The organism is Chryseobacterium panacisoli (genome assembly GCF_008274625.1).
Classification (GTDB): domain Bacteria; phylum Bacteroidota; class Bacteroidia; order Flavobacteriales; family Weeksellaceae; genus Chryseobacterium; species Chryseobacterium panacisoli.
The window spans coordinates 2,294,829-2,308,794 of the sequence record NZ_VTRU01000001.1; the positions used below are offsets into that span (position 1 = coordinate 2,294,829).

Below are 13,966 nucleotides of genomic sequence, written 5' to 3' on the forward strand. Positions count from 1 at the left end.
ATTTAAATTGAGAATATAAAGATGAGTGTCTTTGAAAGCGAAGTCAATGCAACTTGTTTTAACTCTGTGGTTTCCCAACTTTCAAAGTATTCAGCTCAAAAAGGGGACATATAATTAAATAAACATAAACAATCAATTGAAAATCAAAAGAATAAAATCAAACACCTGGTTCTTTTTTTATTGTTATATTTGGAAACTTAGAAACTTTCTAGAATTTTTATGGAAACCCAAAAATATACTCCAACCAACAAGGTAAGAATCGTAACTGCTGCCTCATTATTTGATGGGCATGATGCTGCGATCAATATTATGCGTCGTGTTATTCAGGGAACAGGATGCGAAGTGATCCATTTAGGACACGATAAATCAGCAGAGGAAGTTGTAAATACAGCAATCCAGGAAGATGCCAATGCTATAGCATTAACTTCATATCAGGGAGGTCACACAGAATATTTCAAATATATCTATGACCTGTTGAGAGAAAAAAATTCACCACAGATCAAAATTTTTGGCGGTGGCGGCGGTGTAATTCTTCCGGAAGAGATCAAAGATCTGATGTCTTATGGGATAGACAGGATTTATTCTCCGGATGACGGCCGTGAACTTGGGCTTCAGGGAATGATTGATGATCTTGTACACCGATCAGATTTTGCAACAGGAAAAGATGTAACTGCAAAAGACCTGGATGCCATCAGCTTTGAAAACTCAACAAGCATCGCCAGTATTATCTCTGCTGTTGAAAACTTCTCAGAAGAAAAACCTGAGCTTGTAAAAGCCATTGACGAAAAATCTAAAGATTTAACCATTCCGATTATTGGTATTACAGGTACCGGAGGAGCGGGTAAATCTTCTTTAACAGATGAATTGGTAAGACGTTTCTTACGTTCAAATACTGATAAAAAAATTGCCATTATCTCTATTGACCCTTCAAAAAAGAAAACCGGAGGTGCTCTATTGGGAGACAGAATCCGTATGAACGCAATCAATGATCCTAGAGTGTACATGCGTTCTATGGCAACCAGAGAAAATAACGTTTCCGTTTCTCCATTCATTCATTCTGCATTGAATGTGCTGAAGCTGGCTCATCCAGATGTTATCATCCTTGAAACTTCAGGGATCGGACAGTCTGGTTCAGAAGTGTCAGATTTTGCCGATGTTTCTATGTATGTAATGACTCCTGAATATGGAGCGTCTACACAGCTGGAAAAAATCGACATGCTAGATTACGCGGATCTTGTAGCATTAAACAAATCTGACAAAAGAGGAGCTCTTGATGCTCTTCAGGCAGTAAGAAAGCAGTTCCAGAGAAACCACCTTTTATGGGAAAGCCCATTGGAAGACATGCCTGTATATGCTACAAAAGCATCTCAGTTTAATGACCACGGAACAACAGAATTATACAACAGATTGGTTTCAAAAGTAAACGAAAAGTTTGCTGACTTAAAACTAAATACTTTTGTAGAACAGGAAATCACAGACGAAGTAACCATTATTCCTCCGAAAAGAGTTCGTTACCTTTCTGAAATCGTTGAAAACAACAAACAATACGATATCAATATTGAAAAACAGGCTGAACTGGCCAGAACAATGTATCATATTGAAGGTGTAAAAAAAATAATTTCCAATGAGGTTTTGGATGCTGAATATCAAAAAGCAGAAAAACATCTTCAACAGGATAATATCGACTTCCTGAAGACCTGGGATGATACGAAAAAAGCTTTCCATGCAGAATTCTATTCTTATTTTGTAAGAGGGAAAGAGATTAAAGTGGAAACGTCCACAGAATCTTTATCTCACCTGAGAATTCCAAAAATTGCATTACCAAAATACAATGACTGGGGTGATCTGATCAAATGGAAAGGACAGGAAAACCTTCCGGGAAGCTTTCCTTACACAGCGGGAATTTATCCGTTCAAAAGAACCGGTGAAGATCCGACAAGGATGTTTGCTGGAGAAGGAGGCCCTGAAAGAACCAACAGAAGATTCCATTATGTTTCTGCAGAAATGCCTGCAAAACGTTTATCTACGGCTTTTGACTCTGTAACTTTATATGGTCAGGATCCTGCTTTACCACCGGACATTTACGGTAAAATCGGAAATGCTGGGGTTTCTATTGCTACGTTGGATGATGCTAAAAAATTGTATTCCGGATTTGATCTGGTTAATGCACTGACTTCGGTTTCAATGACAATCAACGGTCCTGCACCGATGCTGTTGGCTTTCTTTATGAATGCTGCCATCGACCAGAATGTTGAAAAATATATCAAAGAAAACGGTTTAGAAGCTAAAGTAGAGGCTAAACTTAAAGAAAAATTTGACGACAAAGGCTTAGAAAGACCAAAATATAAAGGTGAGCTTCCTCCATCCAACAATGGTTTAGGATTACAGCTTTTAGGATTAACAGGTGATGAAGTCATTCCTGCAGATGTATATGCAGAAATTAAGGCTAAAACGATTGCTACCGTTCGTGGTACCGTTCAGGCTGATATCTTAAAAGAAGACCAGGCTCAGAACACGTGTATCTTCTCTACTGAATTTGCCCTTAGACTTATGGGTGACGTTCAGGAATATTTCATCAGAGAGAAAGTAAGAAACTTCTACTCTGTTTCCATTTCAGGATATCACATTGCTGAAGCAGGAGCTAATCCGGTTTCTCAATTAGCATTTACACTGGCTAACGGTTTCACTTATGTGGAATATTATTTAAGCCGTGGAATGGACATCAATGATTTTGCACCAAACTTATCTTTCTTCTTCTCTAACGGTATCGACCCTGAGTATTCAGTAATCGGACGTGTAGCAAGAAGAATCTGGGCAAAAGCTATGAAATTAAAATATGGAGCTGACGAAAGAAGCCAGATGCTGAAATACCACATTCAGACTTCAGGACGTTCTCTTCACGCTCAGGAAATTGATTTCAATGATATCAGAACAACTCTTCAGGCGCTTTATGCGATCTATGATAACTGTAATTCACTCCACACCAATGCTTATGATGAGGCGATTACCACTCCTACTGAACAATCTGTAAGAAGAGCAATGGCCATTCAGCTGATCATCAATAAAGAATTAGGACTGGCTAAAAACGAAAATCCACTTCAGGGATCATTTATCATTGAAGAATTAACGGATCTTGTGGAAGAAGCTGTATACACGGAATTTGACAGAATCACTGAAAGAGGAGGTGTTCTTGGTGCTATGGAAACAATGTACCAGCGTTCAAAAATCCAGGAAGAATCTATGCATTACGAATGGTTGAAGCACACAGGTGAATATCCGATCATTGGGGTAAATACTTTCTTAGGAAAAGATGGCTCACCAACTGTTCTGCCGGGAGAAGTTATCCGTTCTACTGAAGAAGAAAAACAGGCACAGATTGAATCTCTGCACAACTTCCAGCATGCGAATGACAGCAGATCTGAAGAGGCTCTGAAACAACTTCAACATGCAGCCATCAACCAGCAAAACTTATTTGAAGTGATGATGGATGCTGTAAAATACTGTTCTCTAGGACAAATTACCAATGCTTTATTTGAAGTGGGTGGTAAATACAGAAGAAATATGTAAGCCATAATTGGACAGACATTTTTTATAAATTAAACCTCAAAGAAATTCTTTGAGGTTTTTTTGTATTTTTATTTTCAAAATGAAAACAAAAGCTTTATTCAACTGGAGCAGCGGAAAAGATTCTGCGCTTGCTCTTTATAAAATATTACAGGAAGATCAATATGAGATCTCTACTCTGCTTACAAGCATTAATCAGGAGTTTCAAAGGATTTCCATGCATGGGGTTCATGTTTCTCTATTGGAAAAACAGGCCGAAAGTCTGGGAATTCCATTAATTAAAATGGAGCTTCCTAAAGAACCATCAATGGAAGAATACCAGCAAATCATGAGCAAAACTATGGCCGGAATTCAGGCTCAGGGAGTGACTCATTCTGTTTTCGGTGATATTTTCCTGGAAGATCTGCGAAAATACAGGGAAGATCAATTAAATACTATCGGTATGAAGGCTATATTCCCCTTGTGGAAACAAGATACCTCCAACCTCATCCATGAATTTTTAGAGCTTGGTTTTAAAACCATTGTAACCTGCGTCAACGGAACTTACCTGGATAAAAGTTTTGCAGGACGAATTATTGATCAGAAATTCATTGATGATCTTCCTGAAAATGTTGATCCATGTGGAGAAAACGGAGAGTTTCACACCTTTACTTTTGATGGGCCTATTTTCAAAAATCCGGTTCATTTTGAAATCGGGGAAACAGTTAAAAAGACTTATCCTAAACCTAAGGCCTCTCCTGAAGAAGAAGACAGAGAATATATTTTCTGGTTTTGTGATCTGCTGTTAAAATAAGCCTGTGACTATTTATCCACAGGCTTTTCAATATATTATTTTATTTCAGTAATGATTTCATTCATCAGATCAAATACCTGTCTGATATCTTTTTCACTCGTCATCCAGTTTACAAAAGCGGCTCTTACTCCTTTATGCTGATTATAAAAAGTAGGGGTCATAAAGACTTTCCCTGTATTATTTAGCTTTTCAAGAAATCGTCCTACCGCATCCTGCTTTGCATCATCTTTTAATGTAAAACAGACTGTATTCAACCTTACCGGAGCAAGCAGTTTAAAGTCAAGACTGTTTTCAATCAGCTGACCAAACTGTTTTGCCCATGCTATATTATTATCTACAATCTCCTGATACCCTTCTTTCCCATACGCCATGAGAGAAAACCATGCAGGGAGTGCCTTTAATCTTCTTGAATTTTCAGGAAGGAAATTTAAATAGCTGAAATTCTCCAACGGGTCTCCCAGATACGGAGCATTTGAGTTTTGAAAAGTTTCTACCTGTAAAATTTTATATTGCTCTTTAATCAGAAACACGGCACTTTCATAAGGAACATTCAGCCATTTATGACAATCTACCGTGATACTGTCTGCATATTCCCAACCTTCTACAAGATGATGATGGGTTTCCGAACAAGCCGCAAAACCACCGAACGCAGCATCGATGTGCCACCAGAAATTGTATTTTTCTTTTAATCTGCTGATCGCTTTAAAATCATCAAAATCCACCGTATTTACTGTTCCTCCGCTTGAAATCAGGATAAATGGTTCACCGTCAAGCTTCAGGATATTTTCTTCCAGATCTTGGATATGAATGGCTTCCCGGTTTCCTTCTTCCGTTTTAATTTTAATGATATTACTGCTGCCAAGTCCAAGGAGTGACAATGATTTTATAGAAGAAGAATGAGGAGTCGCTGTGAGTATCTTTGCTGCTCCCGAAATGCCTTCTTTCGCAATATCTCTTCCCTGCTCTTTTCCCAGCCATTGACGGCCCACAGCCAAACAGGTAAAATTAGACATCGTAGCTCCCGACACAAAACCTCCCAGAAAGCTTTCCGGAAGCTGAAGAAGTTTCAGCAAAAGCTGTATGGTTTCTATCTCTATACTTGCGGAAATATCTCCCTGCCCTGTTACAGACTGGGTATTCTGATCATAAACCGTCGCCAGCCAGTCACCAGCTACCGATGCCGGTGTAGCACCTCCAGTCACAAATCCCCAATATCTCGGTCCTCCGGAACCCACCATGATCGGTTCAAATTTTTTATTAAAAATCTGTAAAACCTCTTCTGTTCCTAATCCTGACTCCGGAAGTTCCTGCTTTTCCGATACATTATTATTGATTACTGATGTTACTCTTTCTTCAATAGAATTCAGGTAATCTGTCCCCTGTTCTTTAATAATATTCAGCAGATATCCAATATTTGCTGAATCATTTTTCAAGTGTTCATTCATACTTTGTGATCCATTTTCTATATCAAATGTATTAAATGCCCACTAAAGAATCATTAAATCCATATTAAAATTGATTCAAATCCCTTCCTAGCACGCAATTTGCATCCCTTAATGCTCTTGGATATTTTAGTATCTTTAAGAGTAACAACTATCATTTAAAAATACAACACCTGTGATCAAAAATTTAGCATTCCTGACCCTTTTCTGCTTTTTGCTTTCCTGTACAACAACTGAGGTTTCAAAAGCTCCTCCTGTTGATAAAAAAGCCATCATTGATTCTACTGTTGCTGCTTTTCAGAAAACACTATTAGAACAACAGATTGATTCTACTTTCAAAAAGTACCATTTCAATGGAAGCATTGCCGTTTTTAAAGACACCATTCCTCTTTACAGAAGAGAAAACGGGTATTCTGATTTTAAAAAGAAAACTAAAATCGACAGTAATACCATTTTTGCGATAGGTTCGGTAAGTAAGCAGTTTACAGCTGTTTTAGTTTTACTTCAAATGGAGCAGGGAAAACTGAATGTGACAGATAAAGTGTCAAAATACCTGAAGGAATTCCAGATCAAAGAATATGAAAACATTACCATTCATCAGTTATTAAATCATACTTCAGGATTGAATATGGTAGGAGGAAAGCTGATGTTTAAAAGCGGATCAGATTTCTTCTACTCCAACGATGGGTTCAATACTCTTGGAAAGATTGTGGAAAAAGTGTCCGGAAAGTCCTATGCTGAAAATGTTCAGGAGCTCTTTAAAAAAGCTGGAATGACACATTCTTCAACGGGGGACATTTTTAAAGGGAATAATTTTGCCAGTGCTTACCTTGGTACATCCACAAAATTTCAGGAAGTTCCCAATATGCCGAAAAGATTAGGCGGACAGGAAATCGGAACTCCGGCTGGCGGAATATTATCTACCATTCAGGATCTTCATTCATGGAACAATGCTTTGTATGGCGGAAAAATTTTAAAGCCTGAAACCCTGAAGCTATTCATGGCCAAAAGCGCAGAAAGACGCCATGCAATTTTTGGAAAAATGGGCTATGCTTACGGTATTATGCTGAATATTGGCTCACCCAATTCTTATTTCCACAGCGGTTATATAAAAGGTTCTCCTTCATTAAACATCTATTATCCGGACACGAAAACTTCCGTGATTATCCTGTCTAATATTGCCGATGAAGAAAAAGGAAAAGGAGTGATATTCAGACCTCATATTGAAGTAAAAAAGATCACAGATCACCTTGAGAATACTCTTACGCAGCTTAGATCACAACATTAACTCTTTATACAGGCTTAAGAAATTCCCGCATTTTCATCAAGTTCTTTTTGTGTTCTGAAAAATTAAATACAGCAAAAACAAGTGCAGTCTGCAATATAAACGGAAAAATCAAAGTCAATAAAGTCGAAAAAATTTCAGAATGATTATTTTCTCTGAAAAACTGATAAGCATAATTCCCGTTCTTCATTACGATTTGTGCCATTGAAGAAGCGCAGACTACCATCAAGCCTATATTCTGCTGATACATTGTATAAAGGCTTTTCCCTTTATATTTAAAATCTGCTCTCAGATATTTCCAGATCTTATAATTAAAAACCAATATCAATATGGAACCTAACAAAAAAGATCCGTTAAGCAGTTTGAAAAACAGATTATAATCGTCCTGATTTCTTGCGACAAAGATCAACAGTAAGTTAATACCAAAAGCCAGCAATCCTATCATTAAAGATTTTCTGAAAAGCCCGGCATATTTTTCCTGTATAATCCTTTTGGCAATCAAAGGGATTGTTGTTGGATAAAACAATAGATAATTAACCAATTTAAATTCTCCGCTCCAGGATTCTTTTACCTTTAAAAAAGCATCATCAAAACTGATATTTTCCTTATCCTGAAGATCTGAAATCTGACTGATCATATGATCTCTGATTTCTACAAGAATATCCAATGAGAGCTGCTGAGCTACCAGATAATCTGTAATTTTATTCTCCTGTTCTACCGTTATCATAAATTGAATATGGTTTGTAGGTTTAGTAAGTAACTTTTCATCTCAGTTTCTTTTTCCGCCTGTTGTTTTTTCCCTTTTTCAGTCAGCAGATAATATTTACGGTCTCTTCCGTTAATCTTCTGAATTTCAGAAATAATCATCCCGTCACCCTCCAGTTTGTGCAGCAATGGATAAAGAGCTCCTTCTGTCATTTCAAGATCACCTTCCGTAAGCTCTTTTGCCCTTTGAGTAATCTGATATCCGTACATTTTAATTTCTTTTGAAAGAAGCTTCAAAATAATATTCTGCAGGGTACCTTTATAAAGACTATTCTTTTTCATAGAATGATTTATACCTTGCAAACATATGCATAATTTTATTATGCATGTAAATTTAATATAAAAACTTTTAATTTGCCTTATGAAAAAAATGTATTTCATAGCCATTTACCCTCCTCAAGAGATTATTGAAGAAATAAAAACCTTTAAAAAAGACCTGGCAAAGAATTATGCCAATTCCAAGGCTTTGAAAAATGAAGCCCATATTACATTATTCCCTCCCTTTTCAAGAGAAATTGAACTGGAGGAGGATATTCATATTGCTTTTCAGAAGATCAATACAGAAATCACGCCTTTTGAAGTAGAACTGGATGGCTTTGGAAGTTTTGCTAATCCTAAAAATCCTGTACTCTATATTCAGCCAAAAGAAAATATTCATTTAACCGAGCTTTATCATAGGGTAAAAGAGTACTTTAATTTTGTCCCGTATTCTTTTAGTCCCCACGTGACTGTAGGGTTCAGAGATCTGAGTTGGGAAAATTACCTTAAAGCCTGGGAAAAATATGAAGCAAAGGATTACAAAACTAAATTTTTAGTTGACAAAATAATACTTCTCCGTCATGATGGACACTGGGTGCCCATAGCAGAGAAAAAACTGGAAAAATAAAACCGGCTGCTGGAGCCGGTTTCATTCAATTTATTCTTTTATGATCTTCTGAGAAAGAATCAGATTTTTGTTTTCTTTTACATTCAGCAGATAGGTTCCTGCCGGGAAATTTTTAATATCAATTCTTATTCCGGCATCTTTGAATTCAAATCTGGACGGAATCAATTTCCCGGAAACATCATAGATTTCTACTTTTATATCCTTTGAAAAATCTTGTTTCCCTTTAATGAAAAATTCTCCGTCTGTAGGATTCGGATAAATACTGAACCGTCTTTCTTCAGCTTTTACTTCTGAAAGTTTAAGAGTAGATTTACTCAGAGTCCAGGAAACATTGGTAACATGAAGGGTGCTATGATTATCAACTTTTAAAAGCGGATTGTTATCAACTACCGAAAGTGTCAAAGTATTGTTTCCGTTGTTAAGTTGTCCGGGAGTAATCGTAACACTGTTTCCTGTTGCCCCTAAAGCTGTTCCATTTAACGTCCAGGTGTTGGCTAATGTATTGGGAATAGGAAGAATTTCATTGACTGTGAAAGTCACATTGGATGTAGCATCTACCGAAGTATTATTTGCCGGTGTATAGGAATCTACAGGAGATACTAAACTATGGATTCTTTCGATAATTGCTTCTTTACATACGGAGCAGAACTGTTGGTTAAGATATCTCATCTCACAACTCTGGTGCGGACGGAACCAGGTTGGGCTTTCAGCATGTGCATATACACCTACTCCGTTTAATCCTACCCAGTTTTTCCACTTAATCGTTGCGGGGTTAGAATTCTGTGTTTTATTTGGAGATTCCAATGAGCCTGAAAACCAATATTCATCAGCTAATTTACCAAATGAGTGTCCAAGCTCATGCACCACAATTTCGTTTGAAGATCCATTTAATGAAGCAAAAGCATAGGTCCCTCCACAACCTCCATATTCCGTAGAATTGCCCAATACATAGGTGATATCATAATCCGGGATATTGGCCGCCAGAACCTGCCCAACCTTATTGGTTGTATTGCTGTAGATACATCTGTGGACTCCGACATCGAAGGTAGAACCAAGGTAATTATTGGGGTTGGTTACAGGAATTACGGGTTCAGTAACATCCGTCGCAGTTCCCGGATGCTTCACTCCTGATTCTGTGGAAATCACTTTTACTGCATAAGCATTAAAATAATTTTTATATTCTGTATAGGGACTTTTTGTAAAAAGATAATTGACTGTATTCTGAGCTGACGTTGTAAAAGCAGCCTGCTGTGCAGCAGTAAATCCGTCTCCTAAAACAGCGATAACAACTCTCTTACTGTTGTCTCCGTTCTGTAAAAGCGGAACAGTATCGAATGTCTGGCCAAAACAGCTGCTACCAATCAAAAGGGATAATAAAACTTTTTTCATAATTATAGTTTTTGTGTGAATAATAGTTGTACTCCATCATCAGTTGCCTTTTCAACCTTTATAGTCTGAACATTTTCAGAATAGGAAAAACGGGCGCTGAATTCCGTGCTCTGAAGGGAAGCTTTATGTCTGGAAATTCCTTCTTTTTCATACACTTCCAATTCAGGATTAAAAGGATCTTTCACAAGCTGTCTGACAACTTCTTTCCCTCCGGATTCCGTCAAAGTAATGATAAGATCTCCCTTATGAACTTCATTTCTTTCAAAAGAAGGCATATGTTTCAATCTGCCATCTGTTATTTTAGAACTTTGCAGGGTAATTTTTGCATTTCCTGACTGATCTCTATCTGCCTTGAAAAACAAATAAATAATCCGATCACCTTTTTTCACTGTGGTTTCTGAAAGTGACTGCCTTTTTTGAGTTAATCCATTTTCTTTCTGAAAGCTATAAAAAAGAAAAACAGGAACAATAAGTACATTAAATACATTTTTCATAATCATTTTTGTTTAAAGTTACTAAAGTTTTAAATATGAATGAAAATCATTACAAATACTTTTTTCAACTTAAAACACAGAAAGTCTTATCTTTGAAGCAATGATTTCAGAGAAAATAATTTTAGGGATTGACCCGGGAACAACTATAATGGGGTTTGGCATCATCTCCGTCAAAAAAGGAAAAATGGAGATGGTTTCCATTCATGAACTGATCTTAAAAAAATATCCCAATCACGAAACAAAGCTCAAATATATTTTTGAAAGAACGCTGTCTCTTATCGATGAGTTTCATCCTGATGAAGTAGCTCTTGAAGCTCCTTTCTTCGGAAAAAACGTACAGAGTATGCTTAAACTTGGCCGCGCACAGGGTGTTGCCATGGCTGCAAGCCTTTACAGAAATATTCCCATCACCGAATATTCTCCGAAAAAAATCAAAATGGCTATCACCGGAAACGGAAACGCCAGTAAAGAACAGGTAGCAGGGATGCTTCAGAATCTTCTTAATTTAAAAGAATTCCCTACAAAATACCTGGATGCCTCCGATGGACTTGCTGTTGCAGTATGTCATCATTTTAATTCCGGAACCATAGCAGATACCAAATCGTATTCCGGATGGGAGAGTTTTTTGAAGCAGAATCCTGATAGATTGAAATAATCCTGATCTTTTCCCTGAAAATTTCAAAAAGTAATTTTAATTGTCTTAAAAACAGTTTTTTATGAAAACATTTACAGTTACTTGGTAAAACATAATACTATCTTTTACATTGGTATGATTTTTAGTACTACCTTTGTATAAATTTTCAGTTATGAAAACAAACCAACAAACTATAAATCAAGGGACTCATAAAATAAACTGGTTCCAAAAATTTCTGATGGTATGTTCCGGCGGGAACATTCATATCTTAAGAAAGACTCCGAGTGAATGGAATAAATTTTCAGGGATTGGAGGGATTGTACTTTTCACTGCAGTATTTGCTACTTTGTCTGCAGGTTATGCTATGTATACCGTTTTTGACAACATTTGGGCAGCCGTAGGATTTGGAATTCTTTGGGGATTGATGATTTTTAATCTTGACCGTTATATCGTTTCTTCCATTAAAAAAACAGGAACATGGTGGAATCAGATTCTGATGGCTATTCCCCGTCTTATTCTTGCTACATTTTTAGGGATTATTATTTCTAAACCATTAGAACTTAAAATTTTTGAAAAAGAGGTAAATAAACAGCTGAATACCATTATTCAAAGGAATAAAAAGCAGCTTCAGGGTGAAATGAGTGGAAGGATTCTTCAGCAGAGCGGACCTTTTGAAACCGAAAAACAGCAGATTTCAGGAAAAGTAGCACAGTATCAGAAAGCCTATGATTCTGCTTCGGTAGAACTTGAAAAAGAAATTCTGGGAAAACAATCGGGTTTAACCAGTGGAAAAGAGGGTTACGGGCCGAATGCCAAACGTAAACAGGAATTAAAAGAGCAGCGCAGACAGGATCTTGAGAATTATCAGAAACAAGCTGCACCCAGACTGGAATATCTGGATAAAGAAATATCCAAGGTATATACGAATCTGGAAACTGAAAGAAAATCTACAGAGACTTTTGAGGATAAATTCAATGGATTTGCAGCAAGGCTTCAGGCATTGGATGAACTGGGTAAAAATTCAGCTATTATAGGACTGGCAGCAACTTTTATTATGGGACTGTTTATCTGTCTCGAAATATCTCCGGTTCTGGTAAAATTAATTTCTCATATAGGACCTTATGATTATCTTTTAGAAAAAACAGAAAATGATTTCAGACTGTATTCTAAAGAAAAAATTGAAAAAGGAAATGCTCTGACAGATTTCAGGATTGATGATTTTAAGGATAATCTGAAAAATTAAAGTGATAATTCAATATATCATCAGTCATTAAATATTAGAGAAAAAATCTATAATAATTTATTTTTCAATAAATAAAATCTAACCTTTTGTTATATTACGAAAGGTTTTTCTTTTAATCAAGTATTTTATGTAAAATATTTTCTAATTTTATACTACTTAAAATTCTTGCTATCATGAAAAACTTAATTTTTGCATGTACGCTGCTGATATGCAGTGCATTTGCTCCTGCCCTAAAAGCACAGGCATCAGAACCTTTTTTAGGACAAATAGCTTTTGTACCTTATAATTTTGCCCCAAAATACTGGGCAGAATGTAATGGGCAGATCCTGCCCATCGCTCAAAATCAAGCACTTTTTTCATTGTTAGGAACTACGTATGGAGGGAATGGAACAACCACCTTTGCTTTGCCTGATATGAGGGGAAGGGTACTTGTTCATAACGGACAGGCTCCGGGAGGACCCACTACTTATACTATGGGAGAAACCGGAGGAACCGAAAGTGTAACGTTACTGATAACACAAATGCCAGCTCACAATCATACTGTAAGTGCCGTAACAGCGGAAGGAAATCAAAATTCACCAACAAATAATCTTCTGGCAGACACTAAAATTCTTGATAAAGAATATTCCGACGCAGCAGCCAATACTACGATGAAAAGCACAATGGTAGGAAACACAGGAGGAAGCCAGCCTCATGAAAACAGACCTCCCTTTATCACTCTGAAATGCATCATTGCATTGGCCGGAGTTTTCCCATCACAAAATTAACGGTTATGAAAATTCTTTACTTATTATGTCTGTTCGCCGGAAGCTCAGCTTTTGCACAGACCATAACATTTAGTGGATGTCCTAACCTTTTTAGCAGCCCGCCTAACACATATACTTTTAACAAAACCGGAGTAGACGCTTTTAACAAAAACATTTATATGACGACTCCTATTGACGGCGGACAAGATTGTGATGGATTAGGCACCTGTGAATTTAAAATCCAATGGAACAACACCCTTACAAGATGGGAATTTCTTGGTGATGAAGGGAACGGAACTTTTACAACTCCTTATCTGATTTATTATAATTCAACAGGAAATAATTCTGTACCCATACCTCCAGGCAACAGCGTTGGAACATGGGTAGAAAATACAGTAATGACTAACGGACAATGTGGCGGAAACCTTACTGCAGTAAATTCCACTATGACGGGTGACGTACAGACCACAACGTTGGGAACTTCAGATCTTTCTCAACATAAAATCCAGATCTTCCCTAATCCTGTGACAGATTTCATCCGTATTTCAGGTATTGATGACGGATCATCTATCCAAATCTATAATATGGACGGGCGACTTGTAAAAACTGAAACGTTTGATTCAAAAATTGATGTCTCACAACTTATTCCAGGTGGTTATATATTAAAAATAAATACCAGGAATTTCCAAACTCATCAATTTAAATTCGTGAAAAAATAAACTGCT

At 36.9% G+C, this 13,966-nt stretch carries 13 protein-coding genes; 8 read left to right on the plus strand and 5 right to left on the minus strand.

Annotated elements, in window-relative coordinates:
- The first annotated feature begins 219 nt into the window (after nt 1–219).
- Nucleotides 220–3,567 (plus strand): methylmalonyl-CoA mutase family protein, encoded by a 3,348-nt coding sequence (locus tag FW781_RS10315; RefSeq protein ID WP_149387288.1) that lies wholly within the window; start codon nt 220–222, stop codon nt 3,565–3,567.
- Nucleotides 3,568–3,646: 79 nt separating this feature from the next.
- Nucleotides 3,647–4,357 (plus strand): Dph6-related ATP pyrophosphatase, encoded by a 711-nt coding sequence (locus tag FW781_RS10320; RefSeq protein ID WP_149387289.1) that lies wholly within the window; start codon nt 3,647–3,649, stop codon nt 4,355–4,357.
- A gap of 35 nt (nt 4,358–4,392) precedes the next feature.
- Here FW781_RS10320 and FW781_RS10325 read toward each other — a convergent pair whose 3' ends face one another.
- The gene (locus tag FW781_RS10325) at nt 4,393–5,802 is read right to left on the minus strand and encodes a pyridoxal phosphate-dependent decarboxylase family protein (protein WP_149387290.1); all 1,410 of its coding nucleotides are present in this window, start codon (nt 5,800–5,802) and stop codon (nt 4,393–4,395) included.
- 172 nt (nt 5,803–5,974) lie between these two features.
- On the opposite strand from FW781_RS10325, the gene FW781_RS10330 reads away from it, so the two are divergent.
- Nucleotides 5,975–7,087, plus strand: coding sequence for a serine hydrolase domain-containing protein (locus FW781_RS10330; RefSeq protein WP_149387291.1), 1,113 nt, complete (start codon nt 5,975–5,977; stop codon nt 7,085–7,087).
- Nucleotides 7,088–7,091: 4 nt separating this feature from the next.
- Here FW781_RS10330 and FW781_RS10335 read toward each other — a convergent pair whose 3' ends face one another.
- Entirely contained in the window at nt 7,092–7,811 is a 720-nt protein-coding gene (locus tag FW781_RS10335) for a hypothetical protein (protein WP_149387292.1), read from the minus strand.
- Nucleotides 7,808–8,131: a PadR family transcriptional regulator gene (locus FW781_RS10340; RefSeq protein ID WP_149387293.1), complete on the minus strand. Its 324-nt coding sequence runs from the start codon at nt 8,129–8,131 to the stop codon at nt 7,808–7,810. The genes FW781_RS10335 and FW781_RS10340 overlap by 4 nt, the downstream gene beginning before the upstream one ends.
- A 79-nt stretch (nt 8,132–8,210) precedes the next feature.
- Between FW781_RS10340 and FW781_RS10345 the strand changes: the two genes are divergently transcribed.
- Nucleotides 8,211–8,735 (plus strand): 2'-5' RNA ligase family protein, encoded by a 525-nt coding sequence (locus FW781_RS10345; protein WP_149387294.1) that lies wholly within the window; start codon nt 8,211–8,213, stop codon nt 8,733–8,735.
- Nucleotides 8,736–8,765: 30 nt separating this feature from the next.
- Here the strand turns inward: FW781_RS10345 and FW781_RS10350 are convergent, their stop codons facing one another.
- A complete protein-coding gene (locus FW781_RS10350; protein WP_149387295.1) occupies nt 8,766–10,124 on the minus strand; it encodes a T9SS type A sorting domain-containing protein in 1,359 nt (452 codons plus the stop codon).
- A 2-nt stretch (nt 10,125–10,126) separates the two neighbouring features.
- Nucleotides 10,127–10,618 (minus strand): hypothetical protein, encoded by a 492-nt coding sequence (locus FW781_RS10355; protein ID WP_149387296.1) that lies wholly within the window; start codon nt 10,616–10,618, stop codon nt 10,127–10,129.
- A 100-nt stretch (nt 10,619–10,718) separates the two neighbouring features.
- Between FW781_RS10355 and ruvC the strand changes: the two genes are divergently transcribed.
- From ruvC to FW781_RS10375, 4 genes are all read left to right on the plus strand, one after another.
- Nucleotides 10,719–11,273 (plus strand): crossover junction endodeoxyribonuclease RuvC, encoded by a 555-nt coding sequence (ruvC, locus tag FW781_RS10360; protein ID WP_103291755.1) that lies wholly within the window; start codon nt 10,719–10,721, stop codon nt 11,271–11,273.
- Nucleotides 11,274–11,424: 151 nt separating this feature from the next.
- Nucleotides 11,425–12,495 (plus strand): DUF4407 domain-containing protein, encoded by a 1,071-nt coding sequence (locus FW781_RS10365; RefSeq protein WP_149387297.1) that lies wholly within the window; start codon nt 11,425–11,427, stop codon nt 12,493–12,495.
- A 173-nt stretch (nt 12,496–12,668) separates the two neighbouring features.
- Entirely contained in the window at nt 12,669–13,262 is a 594-nt protein-coding gene (locus tag FW781_RS10370) for a phage tail protein (RefSeq protein ID WP_149387298.1), read from the plus strand.
- A gap of 5 nt (nt 13,263–13,267) precedes the next feature.
- Nucleotides 13,268–13,960 carry a T9SS type A sorting domain-containing protein gene (locus tag FW781_RS10375; protein WP_149387299.1) on the plus strand — a complete coding sequence of 231 codons (693 nt, stop codon included), beginning with the start codon at nt 13,268–13,270 and terminating at the stop codon, nt 13,958–13,960.
- The last annotated feature ends 6 nt before the right edge of the window (nt 13,961–13,966 follow it).

Bases quoted from the DNA above. Each gene is read 5' to 3' on its own strand.
- FW781_RS10315 (WP_149387288.1), top strand. From the start codon at position 220: ATGGAAACCCAAAAATATACTCCAACCAACAAGGTAAGAATCGTAACT.
- FW781_RS10320 (WP_149387289.1), top strand. From the start codon at position 3,647: ATGAAAACAAAAGCTTTATTCAACTGGAGCAGCGGAAAAGATTCTGCG.
- FW781_RS10325 (WP_149387290.1), bottom strand. From the start codon at position 5,802: ATGAATGAACACTTGAAAAATGATTCAGCAAATATTGGATATCTGCTG.
- FW781_RS10335 (WP_149387292.1), bottom strand. From the start codon at position 7,811: ATGATAACGGTAGAACAGGAGAATAAAATTACAGATTATCTGGTAGCT.
- FW781_RS10340 (WP_149387293.1), bottom strand. From the start codon at position 8,131: ATGAAAAAGAATAGTCTTTATAAAGGTACCCTGCAGAATATTATTTTG.
- FW781_RS10345 (WP_149387294.1), top strand. From the start codon at position 8,211: ATGAAAAAAATGTATTTCATAGCCATTTACCCTCCTCAAGAGATTATT.
- FW781_RS10350 (WP_149387295.1), bottom strand. From the start codon at position 10,124: ATGAAAAAAGTTTTATTATCCCTTTTGATTGGTAGCAGCTGTTTTGGC.
- FW781_RS10355 (WP_149387296.1), bottom strand. From the start codon at position 10,618: ATGAAAAATGTATTTAATGTACTTATTGTTCCTGTTTTTCTTTTTTAT.
- ruvC (WP_103291755.1), top strand. From the start codon at position 10,719: ATGATTTCAGAGAAAATAATTTTAGGGATTGACCCGGGAACAACTATA.
- FW781_RS10365 (WP_149387297.1), top strand. From the start codon at position 11,425: ATGAAAACAAACCAACAAACTATAAATCAAGGGACTCATAAAATAAAC.
- FW781_RS10370 (WP_149387298.1), top strand. From the start codon at position 12,669: ATGAAAAACTTAATTTTTGCATGTACGCTGCTGATATGCAGTGCATTT.
- FW781_RS10375 (WP_149387299.1), top strand. From the start codon at position 13,268: ATGAAAATTCTTTACTTATTATGTCTGTTCGCCGGAAGCTCAGCTTTT.